This window comes from Hamadaea sp. NPDC051192 (assembly GCF_040682475.1).
Classification (GTDB): domain Bacteria; phylum Actinomycetota; class Actinomycetes; order Mycobacteriales; family Micromonosporaceae; genus Hamadaea; species Hamadaea flava.
Genome location: NZ_JBFBAZ010000002.1, coordinates 80,719 through 104,481, shown reverse-complemented (window position 1 = coordinate 104,481; position 23,763 = coordinate 80,719). Strand labels below are relative to the sequence as shown.

General features: G+C 68.3%; 19 protein-coding genes. 8 read left to right on the top strand and 11 right to left on the bottom strand.

Going from position 1 to position 23,763, the window contains the following annotated elements; all coding sequences use genetic code 11:
- The 3 genes from AB0M47_RS01710 to AB0M47_RS01700 all read left to right on the top strand — a co-directional run bounded on the left by AB0M47_RS01710 (position 1) and on the right by AB0M47_RS01700 (position 1,428).
- Entirely contained in the window at positions 1-210 is a 210-nt protein-coding gene (locus AB0M47_RS01710) for a hypothetical protein (RefSeq protein ID WP_363406647.1), read from the top strand.
- Positions 211-273: 63 nt separating this feature from the next.
- Positions 274-504, top strand: a complete 231-nt coding sequence (locus AB0M47_RS01705; protein ID WP_363406644.1) for a hypothetical protein — start codon at positions 274-276, stop codon at positions 502-504.
- Between the two features lie 150 nt (positions 505-654).
- Entirely contained in the window at positions 655-1,428 is a 774-nt protein-coding gene (locus AB0M47_RS01700; RefSeq protein WP_363406641.1) for a hypothetical protein, read from the top strand.
- 7 nt (positions 1,429-1,435) lie between these two features.
- Here AB0M47_RS01700 and AB0M47_RS01695 read toward each other — a convergent pair whose 3' ends face one another.
- Complete coding sequence (locus tag AB0M47_RS01695; protein ID WP_363406638.1) at positions 1,436-1,912, bottom strand: MarR family transcriptional regulator; 477 nt, start codon at positions 1,910-1,912, stop codon at positions 1,436-1,438.
- A 41-nt stretch (positions 1,913-1,953) separates the two neighbouring features.
- Between AB0M47_RS01695 and AB0M47_RS01690 the strand changes: the two genes are divergently transcribed.
- Complete coding sequence (locus AB0M47_RS01690; protein ID WP_363406635.1) at positions 1,954-2,877, top strand: alpha/beta hydrolase; 924 nt, start codon at positions 1,954-1,956, stop codon at positions 2,875-2,877.
- Between the two features lie 71 nt (positions 2,878-2,948).
- On the top strand, positions 2,949-3,653 hold the full coding sequence (locus AB0M47_RS01685) for a hypothetical protein (protein WP_363406632.1): 705 nt from the start codon (positions 2,949-2,951) through the stop codon (positions 3,651-3,653).
- A gap of 54 nt (positions 3,654-3,707) precedes the next feature.
- On the opposite strand, the gene AB0M47_RS01680 is transcribed toward AB0M47_RS01685, so the two are convergent.
- The 7 genes from AB0M47_RS01680 to AB0M47_RS01650 form a co-directional block, all read right to left on the bottom strand.
- Entirely contained in the window at positions 3,708-4,058 is a 351-nt protein-coding gene (locus tag AB0M47_RS01680; protein ID WP_363406629.1) for a hypothetical protein, read from the bottom strand.
- Between the two features lie 111 nt (positions 4,059-4,169).
- Positions 4,170-4,709 carry a GNAT family N-acetyltransferase gene (locus AB0M47_RS01675; protein WP_363406626.1) on the bottom strand — a complete coding sequence of 180 codons (540 nt, stop codon included), beginning with the start codon at positions 4,707-4,709 and terminating at the stop codon, positions 4,170-4,172.
- 62 nt (positions 4,710-4,771) lie between these two features.
- Positions 4,772-5,953, bottom strand: a complete 1,182-nt coding sequence (locus AB0M47_RS01670; RefSeq protein WP_363406931.1) for a sigma-70 family RNA polymerase sigma factor — start codon at positions 5,951-5,953, stop codon at positions 4,772-4,774.
- Between the two features lie 44 nt (positions 5,954-5,997).
- Complete coding sequence (locus AB0M47_RS01665) at positions 5,998-6,348, bottom strand: YciI family protein (RefSeq protein WP_253761976.1); 351 nt, start codon at positions 6,346-6,348, stop codon at positions 5,998-6,000.
- Between the two features lie 167 nt (positions 6,349-6,515).
- A complete protein-coding gene (locus AB0M47_RS01660) occupies positions 6,516-6,905 on the bottom strand; it encodes a hypothetical protein (protein ID WP_363406623.1) in 390 nt (129 codons plus the stop codon).
- Positions 6,906-6,976: 71 nt separating this feature from the next.
- Positions 6,977-11,566 carry a carboxypeptidase regulatory-like domain-containing protein gene (locus AB0M47_RS01655; RefSeq protein WP_363406620.1) on the bottom strand — a complete coding sequence of 1,530 codons (4,590 nt, stop codon included), beginning with the start codon at positions 11,564-11,566 and terminating at the stop codon, positions 6,977-6,979.
- Complete coding sequence (locus AB0M47_RS01650; RefSeq protein WP_363406618.1) at positions 11,563-14,142, bottom strand: M4 family metallopeptidase; 2,580 nt, start codon at positions 14,140-14,142, stop codon at positions 11,563-11,565. Before AB0M47_RS01650 ends, AB0M47_RS01655 begins: the two co-directional genes overlap by 4 nt.
- 244 nt (positions 14,143-14,386) lie before the next feature.
- On the opposite strand from AB0M47_RS01650, the gene AB0M47_RS01645 reads away from it, so the two are divergent.
- Positions 14,387-14,827: a hypothetical protein gene (locus AB0M47_RS01645; protein ID WP_363406615.1), complete on the top strand. Its 441-nt coding sequence runs from the start codon at positions 14,387-14,389 to the stop codon at positions 14,825-14,827.
- An 8-nt stretch (positions 14,828-14,835) separates the two neighbouring features.
- On the opposite strand, the gene AB0M47_RS01640 is transcribed toward AB0M47_RS01645, so the two are convergent.
- The gene (locus tag AB0M47_RS01640) at positions 14,836-16,059 is read right to left on the bottom strand and encodes a hypothetical protein (RefSeq protein ID WP_363406612.1); all 1,224 of its coding nucleotides are present in this window, start codon (positions 16,057-16,059) and stop codon (positions 14,836-14,838) included.
- 121 nt (positions 16,060-16,180) lie between these two features.
- A complete protein-coding gene (locus tag AB0M47_RS01635) occupies positions 16,181-18,067 on the bottom strand; it encodes a hypothetical protein (RefSeq protein WP_363406609.1) in 1,887 nt (628 codons plus the stop codon).
- 501 nt (positions 18,068-18,568) lie between these two features.
- Between AB0M47_RS01635 and ileS the strand changes: the two genes are divergently transcribed.
- Complete coding sequence (gene ileS, locus AB0M47_RS01630; RefSeq protein WP_363406606.1) at positions 18,569-21,682, top strand: isoleucine--tRNA ligase; 3,114 nt, start codon at positions 18,569-18,571, stop codon at positions 21,680-21,682.
- A gap of 207 nt (positions 21,683-21,889) precedes the next feature.
- On the opposite strand, the gene AB0M47_RS01625 is transcribed toward ileS, so the two are convergent.
- Entirely contained in the window at positions 21,890-22,549 is a 660-nt protein-coding gene (locus tag AB0M47_RS01625) for a hypothetical protein (protein WP_363406603.1), read from the bottom strand.
- Positions 22,550-22,873: 324 nt separating this feature from the next.
- On the opposite strand from AB0M47_RS01625, the gene AB0M47_RS01620 reads away from it, so the two are divergent.
- Positions 22,874-23,763, top strand: an 890-nt coding sequence (locus AB0M47_RS01620; RefSeq protein WP_363406600.1) for a DUF1906 domain-containing protein, incomplete at its 3' end; no start/stop codon positions are given.

Genomic DNA, 23,763 nt, shown 5'->3' with positions numbered 1-23,763 from the left:
TTGAGCAACTCGCTTCTCCACATGACGACGCTGATGGGCGGCGCGTTGTGCGCGGGCTACAACTTCGCGACTCGGTTCGGCGACGTCGATGAATCGGACATGCGATGGCGTCGTGTATGCGGATCGCAATGGAACCTGCTGGCCGGCACGACGCTCTTCGCCGGTTCGGTGATCGCCGGCCTAGCTTCGGCGATCATCAACGGATCATGAGGTGCCGTAGACCTCGACGTGCATCGCTGGCCCGTGCGGGAACGGAAAAGCTATTGTTCGCCGATGCCGACCTCCGAACAGCCTGACCCCGACGACGAGGGCCTCAGTCTGTCGCAGCGGTGGGCCGCCGAGCGCGTCTCCGGCCGAGAGACGCTTCTGCTGGGCGCGATGGCAGTGGTGGCCTGGCCGTTCATCATGATCGGCAAAGTTCTGTACGCGTTGCGCTGGATCGTCCTGGGGCCGTGGGAGCTGATCCAGATCCTTCGCTATCTGCGCCGCAGCCGCGACGAATAGCATGCGCCCGCGTAACTCCGGCTGATGCCGACTGGGTTTGGTTGCTCTACCTGGTGGGTTGGCTGAGCTGGTGATGGGCTACCTTGGTGGCCACGAGCGGACTGCCGAGGTGGCCGCACGTTCTATCGCCGGCTCCGGAAGGTTGCTTCGATGACTTCGTACACCGTGACGATCGCGCCGGACGATCCGGGTCTGCCCACGACGACCATCCGCCTGGACGTCAGTGGCGCGGCGGCGTCGATTCGTGAACTGCGGCTGGTTCCTGGCGCGGCCGGTGGCCTCAAGCCCGGCGAGCTGCCGGTGCTCGACCTGAACCAGCTGGTCGCGGCGGTGGTTGCCTCGGTTGCTCCCACCGCCACTTCCGAAGGCGGCACCGGTGCGCGGCGTACGCGGACGAGCCGAGCTACAGCGAGCAACACGGCAGATGAACCTGCTACCCAGCCGACCGAAGTAGGTGCTCCTTCGGCCGCCCGGCGGAAGAAGCCGACCCGTAAGTCCCCAGCTGCGACGGCGCAACCGGCGACCACGCCGACCGTGCCGTCCGCGCCGACCACGCCGTCCGCGCCGTCGGCGAAGTCCGCGCCGGCAACAATGGGCGCCGTCGACAAGGCGACTGCCGCTAAGCCGTCGAGCCGGAAGCCGTCTGCTCGCAAGGCTGCGGCCGCAAAGGCTGCGACCGCGAAGGCACCGGCCGCAAAGGCGGCGACCGCAAAGGCGCCAGCCGCGAAGGCACCGGCCGCGAAGCCAGCCGCAGCACCGAAATCAGGCGGCCGGACGTACCGCAAGATGCCAGAGGACTTCACCGAGGTGCTCCGGCAGGCGGGGGAGAACGCGAGCATCATCGCCGACCACTACGCCGTCCCGCGGCACACCGCGTACGGATGGATTCGTAACGCGCGGGCGAAGGTTGCCGCTACCGCTTGAGTGCCCATCATCCGGTGGGCGTGCCGACCTTGTCGCGTTCCAGTGCGGATCGCAGCTTCGCGAAGGCCTGTGCGGCGGCGGACGCGGAGGAACTGTCGAGCGTGCCTCCGATCAGTTCGGCCAGCGTTTCGGTGAAGGTCTTCTCCGCTGCTTCGACGAGCTGCGAGCCCGCGTCGGTCAGTGCCAGCAGGGAGGACCGGCGATCCGATGGATTCGGCTGCCGGATCGCCCAGCCCTGCTTCTCTAGCCGGTCGATGCTCTTGCTGGTCGCCCCGATGCCGATGGCGTACGCGGCGGCAAGGTCGGCCACCCGGGCCTCGGGGTGGTCGCGAAGGTAGCGGAGCGCCTCGAACTGTGAGGTGACGATCCCGTGCTGCTCACGTAGGCGGTCGTTGAGGGCGTTGTACAGCCGCGTTTCGCATCGGACCAGGTCGGAAAAGAAGATCGTGAGGTCGACCACGTCTCCGCGCGATTTAGATGCCACGGCATATAGTGTAGTGGAAGCTATTTCGTGAGGAGCACCCCGTGAGCAAGGAACAACGTGCCCGGGTCGATGCGATGATGCGGCAGCCGCGCCCCGAGGGACCTCGATCGGTCGAGGAGATCCGAGCCGGGTTCGAGGAGCTGATGGCCCACATGATCGTGCCCGGCGACATCCGTACCACGCAGACGACACTCGGCGGCCGACCGGCGCTGCAGGTCGATCCAGACAACGGACGACGTGCCGGGACGATCCTCTACTTCCACGGCGGCGGCTGGGTCTTCGGCTCTCCGGAAAGCGCTCTGTCCCTGACGGGCCACCTCGTGGCCAAGACCGGCTTCGCGGCGTACTCGCTGGACTACCGGCTCGCCCCCGAGCACCCGTTCCCGGCCGCGATCGAAGACACCCTCAGCGCCTACCGGGCGCTGCTCGACCGAGGCGAGGATCCGTCGACGATCGCCTTCGCCGGGGACTCGGCCGGCGGAGGCCTCGCAGTCACCACGTGCCTGGCGGCTCGCGATGCCGGCCTGCCGCTGCCCGCCGCCATCGTGGCGTTCTCCCCGGGCCTCGACGCCACCCGAACGGGCGGAAGCATGGACACCAAGGAAGGCATCGACCCGATCTTCACTCGCGCCTCCGTGGAACGCACTGGAGCCATGTACCTCGCGGGAGCAGATCCGCACCAGCCGCTGCTCAGCCCGGCCGTCCTCGCCGACCTGACCGGCTTTCCGCCGATGCTGATCCAGGTGGGCACCAACGAGATCCTGCTGGACGACTCGACCCGCCTGGCTGCGCGTGCGAGGGCAGCCGGCGTGGACGTCATCCTGGACATCACCGCCGACGTGCCGCACGTGTTCCAGTCATTCGCCGGCGTCTTGGACGAGGCCGACGAGGCGCTGGACCGCGCGGCGCTCTTCCTCAATCAGCGCATCCGCCCGAGGGCCGCTGCGCACACCTCGGCGGGCTAGGGCAGCTTGGGTCGCCGGTGAAACGGCGTCCGTGGCACTACCGAAGGCTGGCCGGAGATAGGTTCTGTGTCGTGAGTGAGCCGCAGTCCGTCGCCGAAGCGCTGCAGCAGGCGGTCGAGGGTGTGTACGCCGCCTTCGCCCATCACCGACTGCCTGCGGCCATCGAGTACTGCGATCACTGTGTCGGCGCCGAGGAGAACGAGATCCTCATGACGGTGCCGCTGCGGCAGTTGAGCAGCGAGCAACTCCGACGGTACGCGTGGAAGGCGATGACGACGTGGGGCGGCGACGCCGACTTCCGACACTTCCTTCCCCGCATACTCGAGCACTTGGTCGCCGGGGAAGTCTGGGATACCGACGGTGCCATCCGCAAAGCCGCGAACTATGGCCGCGGATGGCCGCCGGAGGAGTGGGCGGCGATCGACCGGCTGCTGGGCGCTTGGTGGGCGGCCACGCTAGCGGCCTTCCCGGCGCCGGTGTCCGCGCCCAGGGTGCTGGAGGTGCTGGCGGAACGGGGCGGCGACCCTTGGCGATATCTGACGCTGTGGAACGACCGCGCCGATGAGTCGAGCGTGCGGCACCTGGCCGACACGATTGGAGATCATGCTCAGTCGATGGAACCGGACGACGAGTGGTCACGCCGAGTTCGCGAATGGATCACCAGCGGCGTACCGACCCGCATCCTCGAAGCAGCCACGCTGAACGCAACGGACCCGGTGGTCGCGGCCGAATACTCGCAAGCGCACGAGTACGCCTCCTGGTACGAGTCCCGGTAGCCCATTCCGGCCGGCAACGCCCCGAATCGGGGGTCGTTGCGGGACGCGGGGCGGCTACAGCGTCATCATGTAGCCGAACGCGCAGAGGACGGCCGTGAGCCCGGCTATGGCGAACGCGAGCAGAGGTGCCCCGACGCTGGTGACCCGGCGAATGACCAAGACTGCACCGATCAGTGTCATCACGGCGGCGAAGACCATTCCGTACCAGAAACGCGGTTGGATGTCCTCGAGGAAGATCTCCTCCGTATAGCCGTGTCTCGCGCGGGCCAGTCCGTCCACGAGCGCGCCGCCCGTCAGCCAGAACCACAACGCGATGTCACTGGCGATTCCAATGACGAACCCGGCGAACAGCCCGCCCGGAGATCGGATCGAGGCGTTCCGTGGGCTGGGCTGCGAGTCCGACACGCCTCATCACCTCATCGACGTATACCGATCACGTATGTCTGAGGGTAGAAGGACCGCCGACGCCGAAGCAAGGCCGAGACTCGGCCGGAGCCTCCCGGTCCGGTTCGCGGCTTACCTGGAAGGCGTGACCGGGGACCGCATGCCGAGCCATTGTTCGGCATCCCAAGCCTCGAACCGTTCTACCTCAACGAATCCCAGCTTCTCCGCCAGGCGCATCGAGGCGACGTTGGCGCTCTGCGTGGTGAGCACAACCGGCTCGCCGGGAAGGGCGCCCGCGAGCCAGTCGAGTGCCGCCGTGCAAGCCTCGGCTGCGTACCCGAAGCCCCAGGCCTGTGGCAGGAACAGGTAGCCGAGATCGGCTTTCCCCACGGCAGCCGGGCTACGGTGCCCGGTCGCTCGCCTGAGCAGGATCTGGCCGATCATCGTCCCGTCGAGGTCGACGACGAAGTTCCCGGGCCATCGCCTGGGCACCTCGGGAATCGCACGCTCAAGTTCCGCACGCGGCTGCGGACCACCGACGTACATGGTGACCTCTGCCGAGGCGTACAAGTCGATGAACGCCGCACGGTCTCGCGCCTCGGGCTCGCGGAGCACGAGCCGCGCGGTCCTGATCGGCTCAGGCGGCCACGCCACGTCTCCCAGATCGTCCATCCGCGCAGACTAACCCGATGCCTGTGGTCGTCCGGAATCAGTCATGCTGCGGCAGCAACGGGCTACCCGTCCACCTGCTCCGCGAGGAACGCCCGCTCCGCCTCATTGGTCGTCAGAGCCAACGCCTGCGCGTACGCCTCCCGGGCCTCAGCGTCACGGCCCATCTGCCGCAACAGATCAGCCCGAACCGCGGGCAGATACTGATACCCCGGAAGGTCCAGCTGCGAGATCTCGGCGAGCGCAACCTCCGGCCCGGCCACCATCGCCAGCGGCACCGCCCGGTTCAACGCGACGACCGGCGACGGCCAGATCTTCAGCAGCGTGTCGTAGAGCTGCACGATCTGGGCGAAGTCCGTCTCCGCGTACGACGGCGCTTCGGCGTACAAGGAGGCGATCGCGGCTTGCACCACGTAACGCCCGATCCGGCCGTCGCGCAGCCCGGCCACGATCAGGTCGTGCGCCTCGGCCATCGCCGCGCGATCCCACAGGGCGCGATCTTGGTCCGGCAGGCGCACCAGCCGGCCCGCCGCGTCCACGCGGGTCGCCCGGCGCGCGTCGGTGACCAGCAGCAACGCGAGCAGGCCGGCGGCCTCGGGCTCGTCGGGCATCAGTTCGCGCAGCATCCGCGCCAGGTGCAGCGCGCGGTCCACCAGGTCCGCGCGCACCAGGTCCGCGCCCGACGGCGCGGTGTGGCCCGCGGTGAACAGCAGGTGGATGACCGCGAGCACGCCCCGCAGGCGGTCGGGCAATTCAGCACCATGTGGTACGCGGAAAGGAATGCGAGCGCCCGAGATCTTCTTCTTCGCCCGCGTGATCCGGGCCGCCATCGTCGGTTCCGAGACGAGGAAAGCGCGCGCCACGTCCGGTGTGGGAATGCCGCATACGAGCCGCAACGTCAACGCCACCTGAGCCTCCTGCGCGAGCGCCGGGTGGCAGCAGGTGAAGATGAGCCGCAGTCGCTCGTCGGGGATTTCGTCGTCGTGATCTTCGGCCGGCGGGTGATCCATCACCGTGTCCTCAACGGTCGCCTCGGGCTCCACCAGCAAGGGAAGTTTCGACCGTAATGTGCGTTCGCGCCGGATCGCGTCCATCGCGCGCCGACGGGCGGTTGTCGTCAACCACGCCAGCGGTTGATCCGGGACGCCGTCGCGCGCCCAGCTCTGCAATGCTGCGGCGTACGCCTCTTGCACGCATTCTTCGGCCAGGTCCAGGTCGTTGGTCACCCGCATCGTCGCGGCGAGCACGAGTGCCCAGCCGCGACGATGCGCGTCGGCGACCGCCTCTTCGATCATCCGCGCTGGATGGGTCCGCCACCGGCGACCGGGCGTACCTCGACGCCGCCGCCCATCTGGCAGACCGGGTTGAGCTTCGCGATCGCCAGCGCCGCGTCGAGGTCGGGCGCCTCAAGGATGTAGAACCCGGCGACGATCTCCTTCGCCTCGATGAACGGGCCGTCAGTGATCGCGTCACCACGCACAGTGGTGGCCAGGTCCCTCGGCGTCAGGGCGTACGCGGCCAGCAGCGCGCCTGAGCGCTCCAACTCCTCGGCGTGCCGATCGTGCGGTGCGGTGTCCTGCGGGGTCGCGTCCGGTCCGTGCGCGGCGTCGCCGGCGTAGATCAGCACTGCGTACTGGGCCATGATTTGCTGCCTTCCTCGTCGAAACATCGTCGGTACGCCTACTTGTCGAACGGGCTCCGCGAAATCGACAACCGGTCCAGCAGATTCTTCTCGAAATCCTTCTCGAAGTTCTGAGTCAACTTCCGCACCGTACCGTCGTCCCTGCTCAGGCCGGAAGTGGTTGTGGCTCAGCTTCCGTATTTGCCGCGGGGGCGTTGATGAGCGCCGGGGACCTCATTGCCGTCCTGGTCGGAGACCGTCGCGCAGAAGGATGTCACCCAGATCGCGATGCAGTAAGGTTCGTGGACGGTCTCGAAGGGATGGTCGTACCAGGGGCCGTACGACGTGACGACGACGGACTCGCCAGGCTGCAGCCAGTAGTCCTGCCCGAAGGGTTCGAGCCACAGTTCGAGCAGTTCGCTGCCGTCGTTCTTCACGAGCATCGGCACGGGGTTGCCCAGCGCCTGGACCGCCTCGAAGCTGAAGTCTCCCGCCGGCGGCATGTTTTTGATCAACGGCGCCGTGACCTTCGCTGCCCAGGTCTGGCCCGGCTCGTCTGCTGATCCGTGCTCCGTCATGGTGAGAGCAGGCGCGCGAGTATGTGACCGCGTCGGTGCGGGGAGAAACACCCGCACCGACGCGGCCTCGCTCAGGTGGTCGGTGGCACGAACCGCACGGTGATGCCTGCGCGGGCGTACGCGCCGTTGAAGTCGTTGACGTATTGCAGGAACCGCGAACCGGTGGCGTCCTCGATCCCCACGTTGGCGGGATAGGTCGCGACCGTCTGGTAGCCGGTCGCCACCTGCCCGTTCTCGTAGAGGGTGACGGAGAACGTGTTGTGTTGGCTCGTCCACTTGTCCTGCACGTTGCGCCACTCGATGATCAGCCGCCGGTTCGTCCCGGTCCCGGCCACCGAGGTGCGTACGCTCGCCGAACCGTCGACGACGAAGTCACCCCACAGTGCGTAGACCGCCGCGTTGGGCGTACCGGTGCTCGGCAGCCACGACATCACCGGCGCCGGGACGGCGTCGGTGAAGCTGACGAACCCGTTCGTCGAGACGTAGACGCTGCTGTACTGCGTACCGTAGAAGGTGAAGGTGAAGGGGAGCGGCACCGTCGCGACCGCGTCGTCGCCGGTGAGGGCGAGCACGGTCTCGCCGGTCTCCCACGTCGATGCCTCGGTGCGGCACGTGTAGCCGTAGCCGTCGGCGTAGCGGGACATGGTCGTGTCGATGACCTGATCCGTGGTGATGACCACCTCGGTGGTGCGGGAGCGCAGGCAGCCGTCGCCGTAGGCGGCGAGCAGCAGGGTGTGCGTGCCGTCGCCGACCCCGTCGAGCCGGTAGGTGCCGTCCGCGGCGGTCGTGGTCTCCACGGTCAGCCCGTTGGCCCTGATCTTGGTGTTGACCCCGGCCAGTGGCACTCCGGTGGCGTCGGTGATACGCCCGGTGACCGTGTTCACCGGCAGGGCGAGGTCGGCGGTCACCGTGGTTCCGACGCCCGGCACCGTGACCGCCCGGCTGGTCGTCGAGGTGCCCTTGACGACCTCGACCGTGTAGTCCCCGGGTTGCAACGGCAGGACGTAGTGGCCGGTCGCGTCGGCGTGGACTTCTTTCACCTTGCTGCCGTTGCGAAGCCCGCGCACGATCGCGTCGGCGACCGCGGTGCCGTCGTCCGCGTCGGTGATGGTGCCTTGGACCTGGCCGGGGGGCGTGAACCGCACGGCGAGCCCGTCGCGGATCGGATAGAACGTGTCGTCGTAGCGGTAGCCGACCGTCCCGGTCGCGTTCTCGATGCCCAGACGCGCCCGGTAGCTGCCCAGCGAGTCGCGTACGCGGATCTCGACGGTGCCGTCCTCGCCGAGCACGATCTCCATCGACACCCGGTCGAGGGTGAGCTCGACGAGCGCGTTGCGCCACTCGACGACGAACCGGCGGTTGGGGGCCTGTCCGGTGACGGCGGTGCGGACGCTGCCCGCGCCGTCGATCATGAGGTCCTGCCAGAGGGCGTAGATCGCGGCGTTGGGCGTACCGGGTGTGGGGAAGCTGTCGCTGATCTCGCCGACGTCGTTGTCGGTGAAGCTCAGGAACCCGTTCGTCGACACGTACGCCGATGTGTAGGCCGTGCCGTAGAGCCGGAACGGGAACGGCAGGGTCACACTGGTGGTGGCCTCGTCGCCGGTCAGCGGCAGCACCCCGGTCGCGTCGACATACGCCGCGGTCACCGGCCGGCACTGGTAGCCGAAGTCGTCGTACCGGGTGGTCACGGCGAAGTCGGCGGACTCGTCCCCGTCGACGGTCATCGTCGAGGCGCTGCCGAACACGCATGGGCTGCCGACCGAGACGTTGTACGAGCCGAGCGGCACGTTCGTCATCCGGTACGCGCCGGTGTCGTCGGTGGTCGCCGTGAAGTCGGCCAGCCCGGTGAACAACCGCACTCGCTGCCCAGACGCCGGGTTGCCCCGGTCGTCCCGGACGATCCCGCTGATCGTCTTGCCGGACCCGGACATCGCCAGATCGCGTACGGCGACCTCGCCCTCCGCCGTCAGCGTCACGTCCGCACTGCCCATCAGATAGCCAGGCAAGGTGTACGTCAGGCTGTAAGCGCCCGCCGGCAGCGCGACCGCGTACTTCCCAGTGTCGTCGGTGGTCTTGGTCGCGACGAACTCACCCGCCCGATACGCCGAGACCGTGACCCCGCTGAGCGCGTGGCCGTCCTCAGCGTCGGTCACCGTGCCGGTCACGGTCGCCGGCGGCCGGAACACCAGCGTCGCGCCGGGCTCCAGTGCTTCTTCGTTGTACGCGTACTGCAGGCCGACTGTGCCGGTGGAGTCCTCGACGCCGATCGACGCGCTCGCACCACGGGCCTGCGATTCGGCCGACAGCGACTGGTAGCCGAACTGGACCCGGCCGTTCTCCGACAACACCGCCTCGAACGTGACCCGCCCCGGCAACCCGTAGAACGTGGCATTGCGCCACTCGACCACGAATCGGCGATTCGGGGCGGTGCCGACGACCGTGGTGTAGATCCCGGCGGCCGAGTCGACCACCAGGTCGTCCCAGAACGGATAGAGCCCGGCGTTCGGGTACGCGGTGGACGGGATCGGACGGTTCGTCGAGGAGGAGACCGCACGGTCGAACGTCAGGAAGCCGTTCGTAGTCACCGTGACCGTCGTGTAGGTCCGGCCGTAGAGCGGGAACGGGAACGGCGTCGCGATCGTCGTCAGTGCCTGGTCGCCGGTCAGCGCCAGCAGATCCGTGCCGGGCACCCATTCCGATGCCGTGGTCTGGCACGTGTACCCCGAGACATCCGGTCTCGGCGGCACCGCCAGGTCGGTGACCTCGTCGCCGTCCACCACAACTCGTTGCAGGGTGGCCGCGGTGCAGCCGCCGTTGGTCACGCTGACGTCGTAGGCGCCGTCCGGCACCCCGGTGAAGTGATACGCCCCGTCGACGCCGGTGACGACGGACGGAATCGGCGTGCCGTCGAGGCGTACGGTGACGCCGTGCACGGGCCCGCCGCCGACGTCCCGGACGACACCGGTGACGGCGTGCCGGGGCGCCTGCCCTAATGCGACGTTGACCACGACGGTGTTGCCGGTGGTGATCTGCACGGTCCGCTGCGCGGTCAGGAAGGCGAACTTCGCATACGTCATCTGGTACGCGCCGACCGACAGCACCATCCGATAGGTGCCGTCCGCCGCCGTGGCGACTCCGTAACGCGACGACGATCCGCTGCCGACGTTCACGCTGACCCCGCCGAGCGGCAACCCGGTCACCCCGTCGGTCACCACGCCGGACAGGACACCGGTCGGACCACGTGGTGAGCGTTCGACTGCGGCGTACGCGTCGAGGCGGCCCTCGCCCCACACGTTGTTGTCGGCGATGGTGCCGCCGCACGAGGTGTCGGCGGTGTCGATGGCACTCTGGTCCAGCAGGCTGCGGGTCAGTCCGACGTCACCGCGTAGGGCGGGCGCGGCCGACCACATCAGTGCGACGACTCCGGCGACGTGCGGGGTCGCCATCGACGTGCCGCTCCACGATTCGTACTTGCCGCCCGGAACGCTGGAGCGGATTCCGGAGCCGGGGGCGGCGATGTTCGGCTTGATCTCGCCGTCGAACACTGACGCGCCCCGGCTGGAGAACGGTGCGATCGAGTTCGAGCTGTCGAACGCGCCGACGGCGTACGAGTTCTGGTAGTCGCCGGGCGACCCGGCGGTGCCGCAACCCGGACCCGAATTACCGGCCGCGAACGCGGGGAAGATGCCGACCGACGTCCATGCGTTGATGATGTCCTGGTAGAAGTCGTCGCCCGGTCCGCCGCCCCAGGAGTTGTTCACGATGTTCGGCGCCAGGTCAGGGCGCGGATTGTTGCCAGAGAGATCGGTCGGGGCCATCACCCACTGCCCGGAGCGGATCAGCGCCACGTCGGAGCAGGAGTCGCTCTCACAGCCCTTCGCCGAGATCCACTTCGCACCGGGCGCGACGCCGATCACCGTGCCGGCGCCGTCGTCACCGGTCATCGTGCCGGTCACATGCGTACCGTGACCGTTGTTGTCGCACGGCACAGGACTGGGACAGATGTGGCTGGGGTCGAACCAGTTGTAGTTGTGGTTGAACGCGCCGCCGAGGTTGCCGCGATACTGCCGTGTCACCGCGGGATGGGTGAAGTCGACCCCGGTGTCGATGCTCGCCACGACCACGCCCTCGCCGGACACGCCGAACTGCGCCCAGGTCTGCGGTGCACGGATCCGGTCGAGGTTCCAGTCGACCGCCGCGTCAGCGGAGACACCGGTGATCGGCGTGGGGATGTGCCGCTCGCCGGCCAGGCGTACGCGCCGCACGTCAGCGCGACCGGCCAGCTCCCGGATCACCTCTGCCGAGGCACTGCGGACCAGGACGGTGTTGACGATCCAATACGGCTCGTACGCCACTTTGCGGCGGGCCAGCGCTGTGCGTACCCCTGCCTGAGTGTTCTCCGCAGTGGTGATGAGCGCTTGGCGGCCCCGGGCCACCTGCTCGCCGTGAGTGCGACCGGCAACCGGACCACTGAGCGTCGCCTTCGCGCGGAGCATGACGAACACGTCGGCGCTGTGCTCTTGCGCCAGGCGTGTCGTCACGGCGGCGTCGACCGTGGCGGGGAGTGGGCGGCTGGTCGGTGCTGCGCCGGTCAGCCCGCTCAGCACGAGCAGCGGGACCAGCATCCCGGCGAACGGGAAACGACGACGGCCCCGCATCATGCACCGAAGGCGGTGTCGAGGAACTGCCGGGCGTGTGCGGCGTCGAGCCCGACGAGATCATCGAGATCGACCTGCGCGCGCTCGACAGCGAGCAGGTCGGCCAGATCGTGGCCGCCGGCCGCCAAGTCGGCCGCCGCGAGCGCGTCAAGCAACGCGTTGACCTGCGCCACGTTCTGCGCGGTGACAGTCGCTTGCGGCGACGAATCGTCCGCCAGGGAATTCACGACCGGTTGCATGGCGTAGAGCACCGCCGCGAACTGATTCTTCAGAGCCGCGTTCGCCAGCATCAGCTCACTCATCCGGTCGCTGCCGGCCAGGAACGCCTCCGCATAATGCCGCAGCGAGACGGACACGTCGGTGCCGGCGACCGCCAGCAGCCGGTGCAGGTCGAGGTAGAGCTGCTGAGCGAGCGGGCCACCGCCCGTTCCGCCACCGGTGGTGCCGAGGCTGGTGGTGGCGGCGCAAGTGCACTCGTCGGGATGGATGAGCACCGTCGTGTCCTCCACACCGACCGCGCTCCACGCGTCCTCTACCGTCTGCGACCACGGCGAATTTCGTCCATACAGAGCCTCGGCCGCGGCGATCTGCTGAATCCGGAAGTCGGCGAACGACGAGTCGGAGGCCAGCATGCCGAAGTCGCCACCGGCGATCGTGTACCAGAGCAGGTTCGCGGCGAACGAGATGCCCTGCTGCTGGGCGATCAGATAGAACGCGTGGTTGGGAATGCCGCTGTTCGAGTGGACACCGCCCGAGTCCTCCCAGTAGCACATCTCCTTGTAGTCGCGCACGTGCGCGGGCTGCTTGTACTTACCCGGATCCGCCATGCTGCGCAGTGCGCCACCCTTGAGCTCCGCGCCCATGAGCCAGTCGTTGGAGCCGCGCGTGTACGACTCGACCCGCTCGGCGAACGAGTCGGAGATGCTCTCGTTCAGCGCGCCGGATTCGAACTCGTAGGTAAGGCCACCGCCACCGGTGTTGCGCTGGAACACCATCTGGGTCAGCGCATGGGTCCATTCGTGGGCCACCACGTCGAGCTTGGTGAAGCCGTCGCCGAACGCGGTGAATCCGAAGGCGCCGCCGCCGGACCACTCCGCGTTGCGAACGTCCTCGCCCCACCGGACCTTGGCCAACATGTCGGCACCGTGCCCGTCGAAGCTGTCCTGGGCGAGCGCGCGGAGGAAGTACTGATACGTCTCGCCACTGTGGTCGTAGACCTCGTTGGCGTCGGCGATCGAGCTGGGCGGGCCGCTCTCCTGCCGCACCAGCACACCCGACGCGTACTCCCACTCCCGGTGCTGCAAGTCGTAGACGTATCGGCGGAGCACCGGCATCGCCTGGTTGCGTACCTGGACGATCCGCTCGGGCCCGGCCGCCGCCACGAGATACTCGAGCGACACACCCCGATCGCCGTCGACAAGCGCGACACTCCACACCGGAACCGCGACCACCTCGACTCCGGAACGTGCACGATCGAGCGGATGCATCACCAGCCGCGTCTCGCGCGTCGGCACACCCTTCGGCAGATCCTTTCCGGCACGCCGCCTCGCGGCTCCGGCGTCGCGGGCCACCGGCGTACGGTCCGGCAGCAGATCAGGTCGCAGGCCATTCCTCAACAGCTGCACCCGCCGCCCGGACTCGTCCAGCTGCACGCCCAGTTCGGCGTTCTCCACCGGAATCCCACCGACCACCTGCTGGAACCAGACATGCCGCCGGCGCAGGTCGTCGCGTCCGTCGAGGGTCTGCCGCAGCACCGTCGTCACGTCCCGGAAGCCGAACAGCCGGGAATTGGTACGCAGCCAGGTCAGCACATCGGAGCCGAGCGGAACGTCGAGCTGCACAGTCGACGGCACTCCACGGTCCGGCGAGTACGCCACCCGCCACGTCTCCGGGCTCGCCGCGTGCAGCCGCTCCAGCGCCATCTCGACCCCCGGCCGCCGGTACGCCACCACGCCCGCTGCACCCGGTGTGCCCTGCGCGGGCGCGAACACCAGCGCCGAACCGCCCACCAGAACCGACACCACCAGCGCCCTAACCTTGTGTCGAGTACGTAGTGGGCCCATCGACGGGCGGCGACGCACTACCGCCGCCCGCCACGCGGCTACTGCACCGCCCACGATGGCACTCCCGGCGAACGCGAGACCGAAAGCCGGCCAGATCCCCACGTGGTACGCGATGAGCCCACCGCCGGGCCGCCCGATCGTGCCGATCGCCAGCGCTACAGCGATCCCGAAAGCCAGCGCTGTCACCGGAACGGTCAGAACCACTGGGAGCCGCTGCCGAGCCGAAGCCCCGGCAGCGAGCCAACCGACCGTGACGGCAGCCGTCAGCGGGCCGAGGAGAAGAAGCAGCGCCGGAACGAGATGGGCGGAGTCGACTGGCAGCGCCACCGGAACACCGGCGACCTCCACTCTCAGTGGAGCACCAGACGCAGCGCCGAACGCGGTCAGCACGCCCTGCGCAGAGGCCGCGAGACGGCCGGACACGGCACCGAGAACGTCGCCTCGCTCGGACAGCACGATCAGGGCGCCCCAAGCGGCGGCAAGGCCGGCGGCCAACGCCGCGACACCAGCGAACACAGACGAAAACAGGAACCTGGCCACGCGACCCATCGAGTCTCCCAAGTTTGGCTGCGATGTTCCAGAAGGTGGTGGAGCTCCCGCGATCACATCCGGCGGGCGGTACGCTGCGGCGCGAGACGTGCCGCATCATCGTTTCCGCCGGGCCAAACATTGGACAGGAGCGGAACCGGAGATTGACCGGCATCTTCCACGCCGCGTGGAGTCCCGGGGTGCAGCGCATCTGTGGGCTACGGTGCCCGACATGTATGAGCAGGCCAATGCGGATGTGATCGGGCGACGGGAACGCGTCGCAGCCCGCGTACGCGACGAACTCGCCGCCGCCGGCATCACGGTATGCCCACAGACCACGAACGCGCTGATGCAGCTACGACAAGGCGCAGAGGTTCACGTCGACACCGGAGCCGACGGCGGCGTCCTCATCGCCTGGCAGACCCATCCGCTTCTCCGCGATCGGGCCGTCGAGGCGGTGTCGACGAATCGTCTGGACGACGCGGCGTTGTGGCACAACGGTGCCGTGCAGGAGGCGATGCTCGCTGCGATCACCACGATCCTGACGTCGGCCGGGTTCACGATCTTCGAGAATCCCGACGACATGAACCCACTGACGCTGAAAGTCGAGTCCGCCCCGGCCTGGGATACTCCGCTGACCTGGGAATCCGTGGCGGCCGATGCAGGCTCGTAGGCCCGGGGCTACCTGTTGGCCCCGACGGTTTCGGCCGCAGGTAGGGGGAGTGTTCGATAGGCAGGGTAGACCGGCTGAGCCACCGGCAGATGCGGCCAACGGCGCCGCAGCGCGGCGATGCTCTCCTCGAACCAGGTACACAGCTCCGGCAGTGTTCCCGAGGTGCTCGCGGCGTCGACGGCAACCTGGAGCGTGTCGAGCAGTTGGCCGCGACGGGAGTAACCCATCGGATGCGGTCGATCCAGCACGAGTAGCTTCGGCAGCCCCGTCAGCCTGACGATGGCCCAAGCGGCGGTCGCCCCAGCCATACCAGAGGCGTAGGTGTCGGCGTCGAGCAGATTCGGGTGCGCGGCTACAAGTTCGTCGTAGTAAGCGCGTTCGACGGCGTTTCCGACCTCGGCAGGGATGCGCGACCAGCAGGGTGCTCCGTAGAACGGCAGGCGCAGGTGGGCCGCGTCCAGGAGAAGGTGCTGGAACTGTGCGCTTTCGAAGTCCAGGAGGCGAGCCGAGCGAGCGCCGATCCGGCAGTTCTGCGGCGCAAGGTCGCCATTGGACAGCGCAAGCAGCGAGTCCTGGCCGGCCAGCTGCGAAATCACCACGCCGACATCCCCGGCCACGGTGCCGGTGGCGGGGAGGACATCTTGACGCTCGGCGAGGTCGCGTACCGCCGACCACCACTGCGTCAGCGGCCGGTTGGCGATCTGAGCTCGGTCCTGTTCCAGGCTGATTCCCTGGTCGCGAAGGCGACCGTAGAACGAGTCCTGGTGGCCGAGCGTGTCGGCGTGCATCCGAGCCAGGGCCTTCGCCAGCGCGACGAACCCGGCGGTAGCGGTATGCGGGTCATCGCCGACGAGGAGATCCTCCAGTGCGTTGCCCGTCCCGAGGTCTTCGAGCACGACCAGACCCAGGCCGTCGTCGTGGGCCAGCACTCGCGGGCCGGCGTCGGAGCCGATCTCTTGGAGGAACGACAGCGCCGCCGGTTCACGGCCGAACGCGTCGTTCGCCCGCGGATGGTTCGCCGGTCGCCGGGTCTTCACGACGACCGAGGCCACGTCCCATCCTGGCGGGGAGTCGACGACGCATCGTGCGACCCACGGGTACTCGGCAAAGGCGGCCGACCATCCGTCGGTGATGGCGTACACGGACCGGATGGTCGTCGGCCCCCCGGCGGCCTGGCTGAGGATGCCTTCGACCGTACGCAAGTGGGAGTCCGTCATGAACGTTGATGCCACGGTTGGACGATAGAGCGATACGTGATCGTCGACGCCACCACCAGTCCGCCCGCCCGGGATCAGCCAGGTGCCGCGGCCTGCTCGCTGCGAAGCCGCGACACCCTGACAGAGCCATTTCGCCCTATGACCTGGGCACTTCCCAGCCGCTCAGCAAGGTCTTGGTCTCGTCGTTCTGATCGGGAACCATCGCGATGAGCTGGCTGGGCATGGGGATGCTCCACGTCAGATTCGAGCAGTCCCCGGTGATGGGTCCGCCAGCGGCGAACGGCGCGCTCAAGGCGTTCCCGCCAAGGTCCTTCTTCCCGATCCCCGGTGTGTCGATGGTGTAGACGAGCTTCGTGATCATCGGTGCGGCGACGGTGCCCCCGATCTGCCAGCCGACTTCGATGGATCCGCCCGGCCCGGCGTCGGTGAAGGTCACCACCTTGCCACCGACCGAACCGTCCGAGCTGACCTGGAGGTCGAGGATCTGCTGCTGGGACGTGCCGTCGCCGAGATCCTTCTTGTTGCGGCCGAGTCGGTAGTGGCCGGGCGCGACGTCGTTCGGGCCGCAGGACAGCCCTTTGCCGCCGCCCGTCTTCGCCGTCGAGGTGGGCTGCTTGTCGGCGTGATACAGGATGCCGACATAGGTGACGGCTTTGACATCAGTGAGCGCGGCCAGGCGCCGGGTCGCCAGGTCGAGGACCGGCTTGGCGACCGCCTCCACCAGGTCGCGGACAGCCGCCGGGATCTGGTCGAAGACGAGCTTGGTGAACAGGCGGCGTACTCGCTCGATGTCGTTGCGCTGGACCGACGCGGTCAGCTGCAGCAGGCCGCCGCGCTCTTGCTCCTTGCCTCCGGCGGCGAGCTTCGCAGTCTCCTGGCCGGTGGCGTAGGTGTAGTCGGCGGTCTGGTTCTTGCCCAGCTCGCCATCGGCCGACTTCTTGCTGCTCAGGTCCGGCCGGCCCTGATTGATCGCGTCCCAGGCCAGTTTCGATCCGGCCGCCGAGCCGACCTCGCGTAGGTCGACCCCGAACGCGTCGGCGCAGTCGAGGATCAGCTCCGGGATCGGGAGCTTGTTGTCGCTGATCGTGAGCTTGACCTGGCCGATGACGACCTCGGCGTCCACGCCGAACCGGTTCTCCTCCGGGTCCGGGCTGAGGGCGGCCCGCCACACGGTCAAGAAGGTGGAGACCTGTTCGATGGTGGCGATGACGCCGAACACGCTGGCCATCAGGTTCACCACCGGCTGGGTCACCGTCTCGATGAGACCTTTGACCAGCCCGGCCGCCAGGTCGACAGCCGCGTTCCAGATCTTGCCGAGGAAGCCGAGGAAGCCTCCCTTGGACGCGTTGACCTTCAGCACGTTCGCGACTGAGTAGATGGCGCGCTGGACGAAGTTGGTCACGGCGGTGCACGGACCGGCGAGCTCTCCGGCCAGGACCGGTTGTCCGGCAGGTCCGATCGCCGGCGACGCCGCGCTGGCACCGTCGGCGGCCGCCGCCGTCGTCGCGTCGGCGAGGAACAAGGTGAGCACCGCGTTCGGGAAGACGATCTGCTCCGGCCGGTGGAAGTCGCGCTCGCCGAGCAGGGCGTACGCGAACCGTGCGCCAGGGCTGTCGTAGGTGGTGGCCCATGCGCCGATCAGATACCCGAGCGGTGGTGCTCCTTGCGGGGTCGGCGCCGTCGTGGCAAGCAGATCGCCGCGTACGCCGCCGCCGTTGGCGGCCTCGGCCGCCATGTTCTGCAGCTGCCATCCGGTCAGGCGAACCGTCTGCAGCTGGAGCGTCGGTCCACTCGGCGTCGTCGGATCCCGTGTGATCCCAACCCCGGCGGCGGCCAGCTCGTCGGCCAGCACGCTCACCAGGTCGGAATCGAACGGCAGTTGGCGTAGCTTGCTCACCTTGGCCGCTGACGCCGGGTCGATGGACGGCCGTACCGAGTCCGGCTTGTCGTCGCGCGAACACGCGGGGACGGTGGCGAGCAGGGTGACGGCGACCACGGCGGCGATCAGGCGCGACGATCTCATGCCTTGATGTTCACGAATACGGCCGCAGATCACATCGTGGCTACCACCGAGAAAGTTGCCGCAGCGGCGGACAACCGCTTGCCATCGGCGCGACCTTCGCGAGCGAGGCTTCCTCCCCCCGTCGCGGTGGGCGAACACTTCCAGGGCGGCCTGACCGTCGCTGGCTCCCGGACGTGCAGGCCGAGGCCGGTGCCCGGCGGCGGCGGCGAGCTGCCCACCGCAGGCCGGGGAAACGGAGCGTCCGCGGACTGAGTTAAGGTACAACGGCGAGGCGTTGATGGGGACGAGTAGCTCCGGACGCAGCCCAGAGAGACCCGGGGACGGTGGAAGCCCGGGGGCGTGCCCGTTGCGAAGATCACCCCGGAGCCGTCGGAGGAAAGGCCCTCGGGCCGAGTAGAACCGACCGCATGAATGAGCGGGCCGCTTTTTGCGGCCAAGGAGGGTGGTACCGCGGGGTTCGCCTCGTCCCTCCGGGAACGTGTCAACGAGACCGGAGGAAAGATGCCGTACCAGCCCGTGCCCGCCCAGGTCGATCTTCCTGCACTCGAGCACGCCGTGCTCGACTTCTGGCGCGACCGCAAGGTCTTCCAGCGCAGCCTCGACCAGTCGCAGGGCAAGCCGGAGTGGGTGTTCTACGAGGGGCCGCCGACCGCCAACGGGATGCCCGGCGCCCACCACATCGAGGCGCGCGTGTTCAAGGACCTGTTCCCGCGCTACAAGACGATGAAGGGCTTTCACGTCGCCCGCAAGGCCGGCTGGGACTGCCATGGCCTGCCGGTCGAGCTGGCCGTCGAGAAGGAGCTCGGCTTCTCCGGCAAGCAGGACATCGAGGCCTACGGGATCGCCGAGTTCAACGAGCGCTGCCGGGCCTCGGTGACCCGGCATACCGACGCGTTCGCGCAGCTCACCGAGCGGATGGGCTACTGGGTCGACCTCGACGACGCGTACCGGACGATGGACTCGGACTACATCGAGTCGGTGTGGTGGTCGCTGCAGCAGATCTTCGACAAGGGCCTGCTCGTCCAGGACTTTCGGGTGGCGCCGTGGTGTCCGCGCTGCGGCACCGGCCTGTCCGACCATGAACTGGCCCAGGGCTACGAGAACGTCGTCGACCCGTCGGTCTACGTGCGCTTCCCGCTGACGTCCGGCCCGCTGGCCGGGACGGCCTCCCTGCTGGTGTGGACGACCACGCCGTGGACGCTGGTCTCCAACGTCGCGGTCGCCGCCCATCCGGACGTCACCTACGTCGTGGCCACCGACGGCACCGAGCGCCTGGTCCTTGCCGAACCGCTGGTGGGCAAGGTGCTCGGCGAGGGCTGGTCGGTCGAACAGTCCTTCACCGGCACGCAGATGCTGCGATGGGCGTACGAGCGGCCGTTCGATCTGGTGCCGGTCGAGGACGCGAACTTCGTGGTGACGGCCGACTACGTCACCGTCGAGGACGGGTCCGGCCTGGTTCACATCGCGCCGGCCTTCGGCGCCGACGACCTCGCGGTCAGCCGCGCGCACGGCCTGCCCATGGTGAACCCGGTACGCCCGGACGGCACGTTCGAGGACCAGGTGCCCCTGGTCGGCGGCGTGTTCTTCAAGACGGCCGACAAGGCGCTGGTGAAAGATCTCGCCGAACGGGGCCGGCTCTTCCGTGACCTGCCCTACGAGCACAGCTATCCGCACTGCTGGCGTTGCCACACCGCGCTGCTGTACTACGCGCAGCCGTCCTGGTACATCCGCACCACCGCCATCAAGGACGAGCTGCTGCGGGAGAACGAGAAGACCACCTGGCAGCCGGAGACGGTCAAGTACGGCCGCTACGGCGACTGGCTCAACAACAACATCGACTGGGCGCTGTCCCGCAGCCGCTACTGGGGCACTCCGTTGCCGATCTGGCGCTGCGAGGCCGGCCACCTGACCTGTGTCGGCTCGCTGGCTCAGCTGACCGAGCTGACCGGCCGCGACCAGTCCGACCTGGACCCGCATCGGCCGTTCATCGACGAGGTGACCTTCGACTGCCCGCAGTGCGCCGCCCTCGCGACGCGGGTGCCGGAGGTCATCGACGCCTGGTACGACTCGGGTGCGATGCCGTTCGCCCAGTACGGCTACCCGTACAAGAACCAGGACCTGTTCGAGAAGCGGTATCCGGCCCAGTTCATCTCTGAGGCCATCGATCAGACCCGCGGCTGGTTCTACACGCTGATGGCGGTCGGCACGCTGGTGTTCGACAAGTCGTCCTACGAGAACGTGGTCTGCCTGGGGCACATCTTGGCCGAGGACGGCCGCAAGATGTCCAAACACCTGGGCAACATCCTCGAGCCGATCCCGCTGATGGACCAGCATGGCGCGGACGCGGTCCGGTGGTTCATGGCGGCCGCCGGCTCGCCGTGGTCGGCGCGCCGCGTCGGCCACAGCACCATCCAAGAGGTCGTCCGCAAGATCCTGCTGACGTTCTGGAACACCGTCGCCTTCCAGGCGCTGTATGCGCGTACCGCTGGATGGTCGCCGTCGGCCGCGGATCCGGCACCGGCCGAGCGGCCCCTGCTGGACCGCTGGGTGCTCTCCGAGCTGAACACGCTGGTGGGTGTGGTCGACGCCGCAATGGAGGCGTTCGACACGCAGCGCGCCGGCAAGCTGCTGGCGGCATTCGTCGACGACCTGTCGAACTGGTATGTCCGCCGGAGCCGGCGCCGGTTCTGGCGGGGAGACCAAGCCGCCCTCGCGACGCTGCACGAGGTGCTGGTGACGGTGACCAAGCTGCTCGCTCCGATCACGCCGTTCCTGGCCGAGCGTGTATGGCAGGACATCGTCGTTCCGGTGACGCCGTCCGCGCCCGAGTCGGTGCACCTGGCCGACTACCCGACGGCGGATCCGGCTCTGGTCGACGACGGCCTGGCGGTCGGCATGGCTCTCGTACGCCGCCTGGTGGAGCTGGGCCGCACGGCCCGTGCCGAGTCCTCGGTCAAGACCCGGCAGCCGCTGTCCCGGGCACTGGTGTCCGCACCCGGCTTCGCCGAGCTGCCGGAATCCCTGATCGACCAGATCATCGACGAGCTGAACGTCCAGAGCGTGCAGTCGCTGGTTGACGTCGGCGGATCCCTGGTCGACACCACCGCCAAGGCCAACTTCCGCACGCTGGGCAAGCGGTTCGGCAAGACAGTCCAGGCGGTGGCCGCCGCGATCGCCGCCGCCGACGCAGCCGCTCTGAGCGCCTCCTTGCGTACCAACGGATCCGCTTCGGTCGAGGTCGACGGATCGGTCGTGGAGCTCGGCCCGGACGAGATCGTCATCACCGAGACTCCCCGGTCAGGCTGGGCGGTGGCCAGCGGTGGCGGTGCGACCGTCGCGCTGGACCTGGAGATCACGCCGGACCTGCGGCTGGCCGGTCTCGCGCGCGAGGTCGTCCGGCTGGTGCAGGAGGCCCGCAAGTCCAGCGGCCTGGACGTGTCCGACCGCATCACCGTGCGATACGAGGCGTCCGAGGAAACCGCGGAGGCGTTGCGGGAACATCGTGGCCTCGTCGCCGAGGAGGTGCTCGCCACCGACTTGGCGGCCGGTGCAGGCATCGGCGAGTCGTTCAGCGACGAGGCGCTGGGGCTGAGGTTCTGGATCACCAAGGCCTAGGGATTGCCTGGGGACTGCCCTGGCCGCCCCAGCACGACAGCCGCCGCGGCTGCCGGTCGACAAGAGACTGTCAGCCGCGGCGTATCGTCGGCCAGCCACGCCTCGCCGCCGTCTGAGCCGCTGGGCGGCTTTACCCGCGCTGGTACGGCGGTGCCTGCCCGTTCGCCTCACAGGGCCGCGCCCGTGCCCGGGAACGCCCAGGCGAGATCAGAACTTCTCCAGCTGCCAGGACGGACCGGCGTACGAGGGCGGATCCTCCCGGCCGCCCTGGATGCTGTACCACCTGGCGGGCCATCGCGCGGCCGGCTGGGCGAGCACGGCCCGCACCTCGGCGGCGCTCTCGTCGGGCCTTTTCTCGTCCCACGGCACGCTCACGAAGATCTGGTACTCGTCCGGCTCCTCGAGCCACACCTCGAGCTTGCCGGAGCGGTCGGCACGAACCTTGACACCCTCGATCCCTGATGGCAGGGCAAGGCCGGTCAGGATGAGTCGTCCGGCCCGGCGCTCGGCCGTCTCCCAGCTGTGATCGGCCCCGACGCGGGCCACCTCGGCGTCATAGGCCGCAGCGTCGAACAGCGTCGTGCGCCGCTCGCGTTCCCACTGCGCGCCCCTTCGGCCCCATTCCCACCGCACGAGGTCACCCTCGCGGCGGATGCGCGCCTCGATGGCGAAGCAATCCGGGCCGCAGCCCGGGCAGCACGCAATCGTTGCGGTCGTGAACTCCCCGGTGGCCACGAAGCGGTTCACCGGCACCAGCACGTGCCACGGATCGGGGCCGCCGTTGCCGTCAGCGCGGCTGACATCCTCGTCGTCGATACGGACGATCATCCGCAGGCGTTCAACGGTCAACGACAGTGAAGACGTCACGCCTGCCAATTTATCGCAGCCCACGCATCCGGAATATCCACACAGGTACTCGCCGTGACGATTTGGCCAACGGCTACCGCCCTCTGAACAGCCAATTCGCGATCTCTGCAACGGGGCCATCATTCACTGGCCGCTGGCATCCCCGGCCCTCGCGGTGGCAGTAATGCCTCTGACCTAGGGATTCAAGGATTCTGCAATCCGGATACAAGGCTCGCCTGAGACCCTTCCTCGTCACGCCGGACCGCTCCTCGGCGGCCAGAACGGCAGCGTGTCAACGGCTTTCGCCGATGTCCATTCCTCCCTACCTGCCATAAGGGGCATACGATGAAGAGACTCTCCCGCCGTAACCTGCTCGGCGTGGCCGCTGCGGCAGCCGTTGGCACCGCCACCGGCGTGTCACTTGCCGGCCCGGCGCACGCCGCGACGCGGCAAGGCATCGACTATTCGTGGGGCCGTCCCGATCCGAGCGCGATCGTGGCGGCCGGATACTCCTTCGTCTGCCGCTACGTCAGCTGGAGCACCACCGGCAAGAATCTCACGCGCGCCGAGGCCGACGCGCTGCGCGACGCCGGGCTCGGCATCGTCACCAACTGGGAGTACTCGGCGAACGAGGCGCTAAACGGGTACTCGGCTGGCGTCGAGAACGCCACCGAGGCGTACCGTCAGGCGATCGCCTGCGGCATGCCGTCGAACCGGCCGATCTATTTCAGTGTCGACTTCGATGCCACCGAGGCGCAGCAGTCCGCCATCAACAGCTACTTCGACGGCGTGGCGTCGGTGCTCGGCCGCAGCCGCGTCGGCGCCTACGGCGGTTACTACGTCATCAAGCGTCTTTTCGACGCCGGCAAGATCACCTGGGGCTGGCAGACCTACGCCTGGTCTGGCGGCAGCTGGGACAGCCGGGCACAGCTGCGCCAGGTGCAGAACGGCATCACCGTTGACGGCGCCGACTGCGATCGCAACGAGGCGCGGGCTGCCGACTTCGGCCAGTGGGGCGCAGAAAACCCGGCGGAGCAGCGACGCGGCCACAGCATCACCGGTGACCCCTATGCCGATCTGGTTGGTCGTAAGGCTGATGGCACTTTGTGGCTGCACTCGAACAATTTCGTTCGTGATGACGGTGAGCCGTTCTATGGTTCGGACGGTCGTAAGATCGGTAATGGTTGGGGTGGGTACAACCAGATCGTCGGGGCTGATATCACGGGGGATGGCTT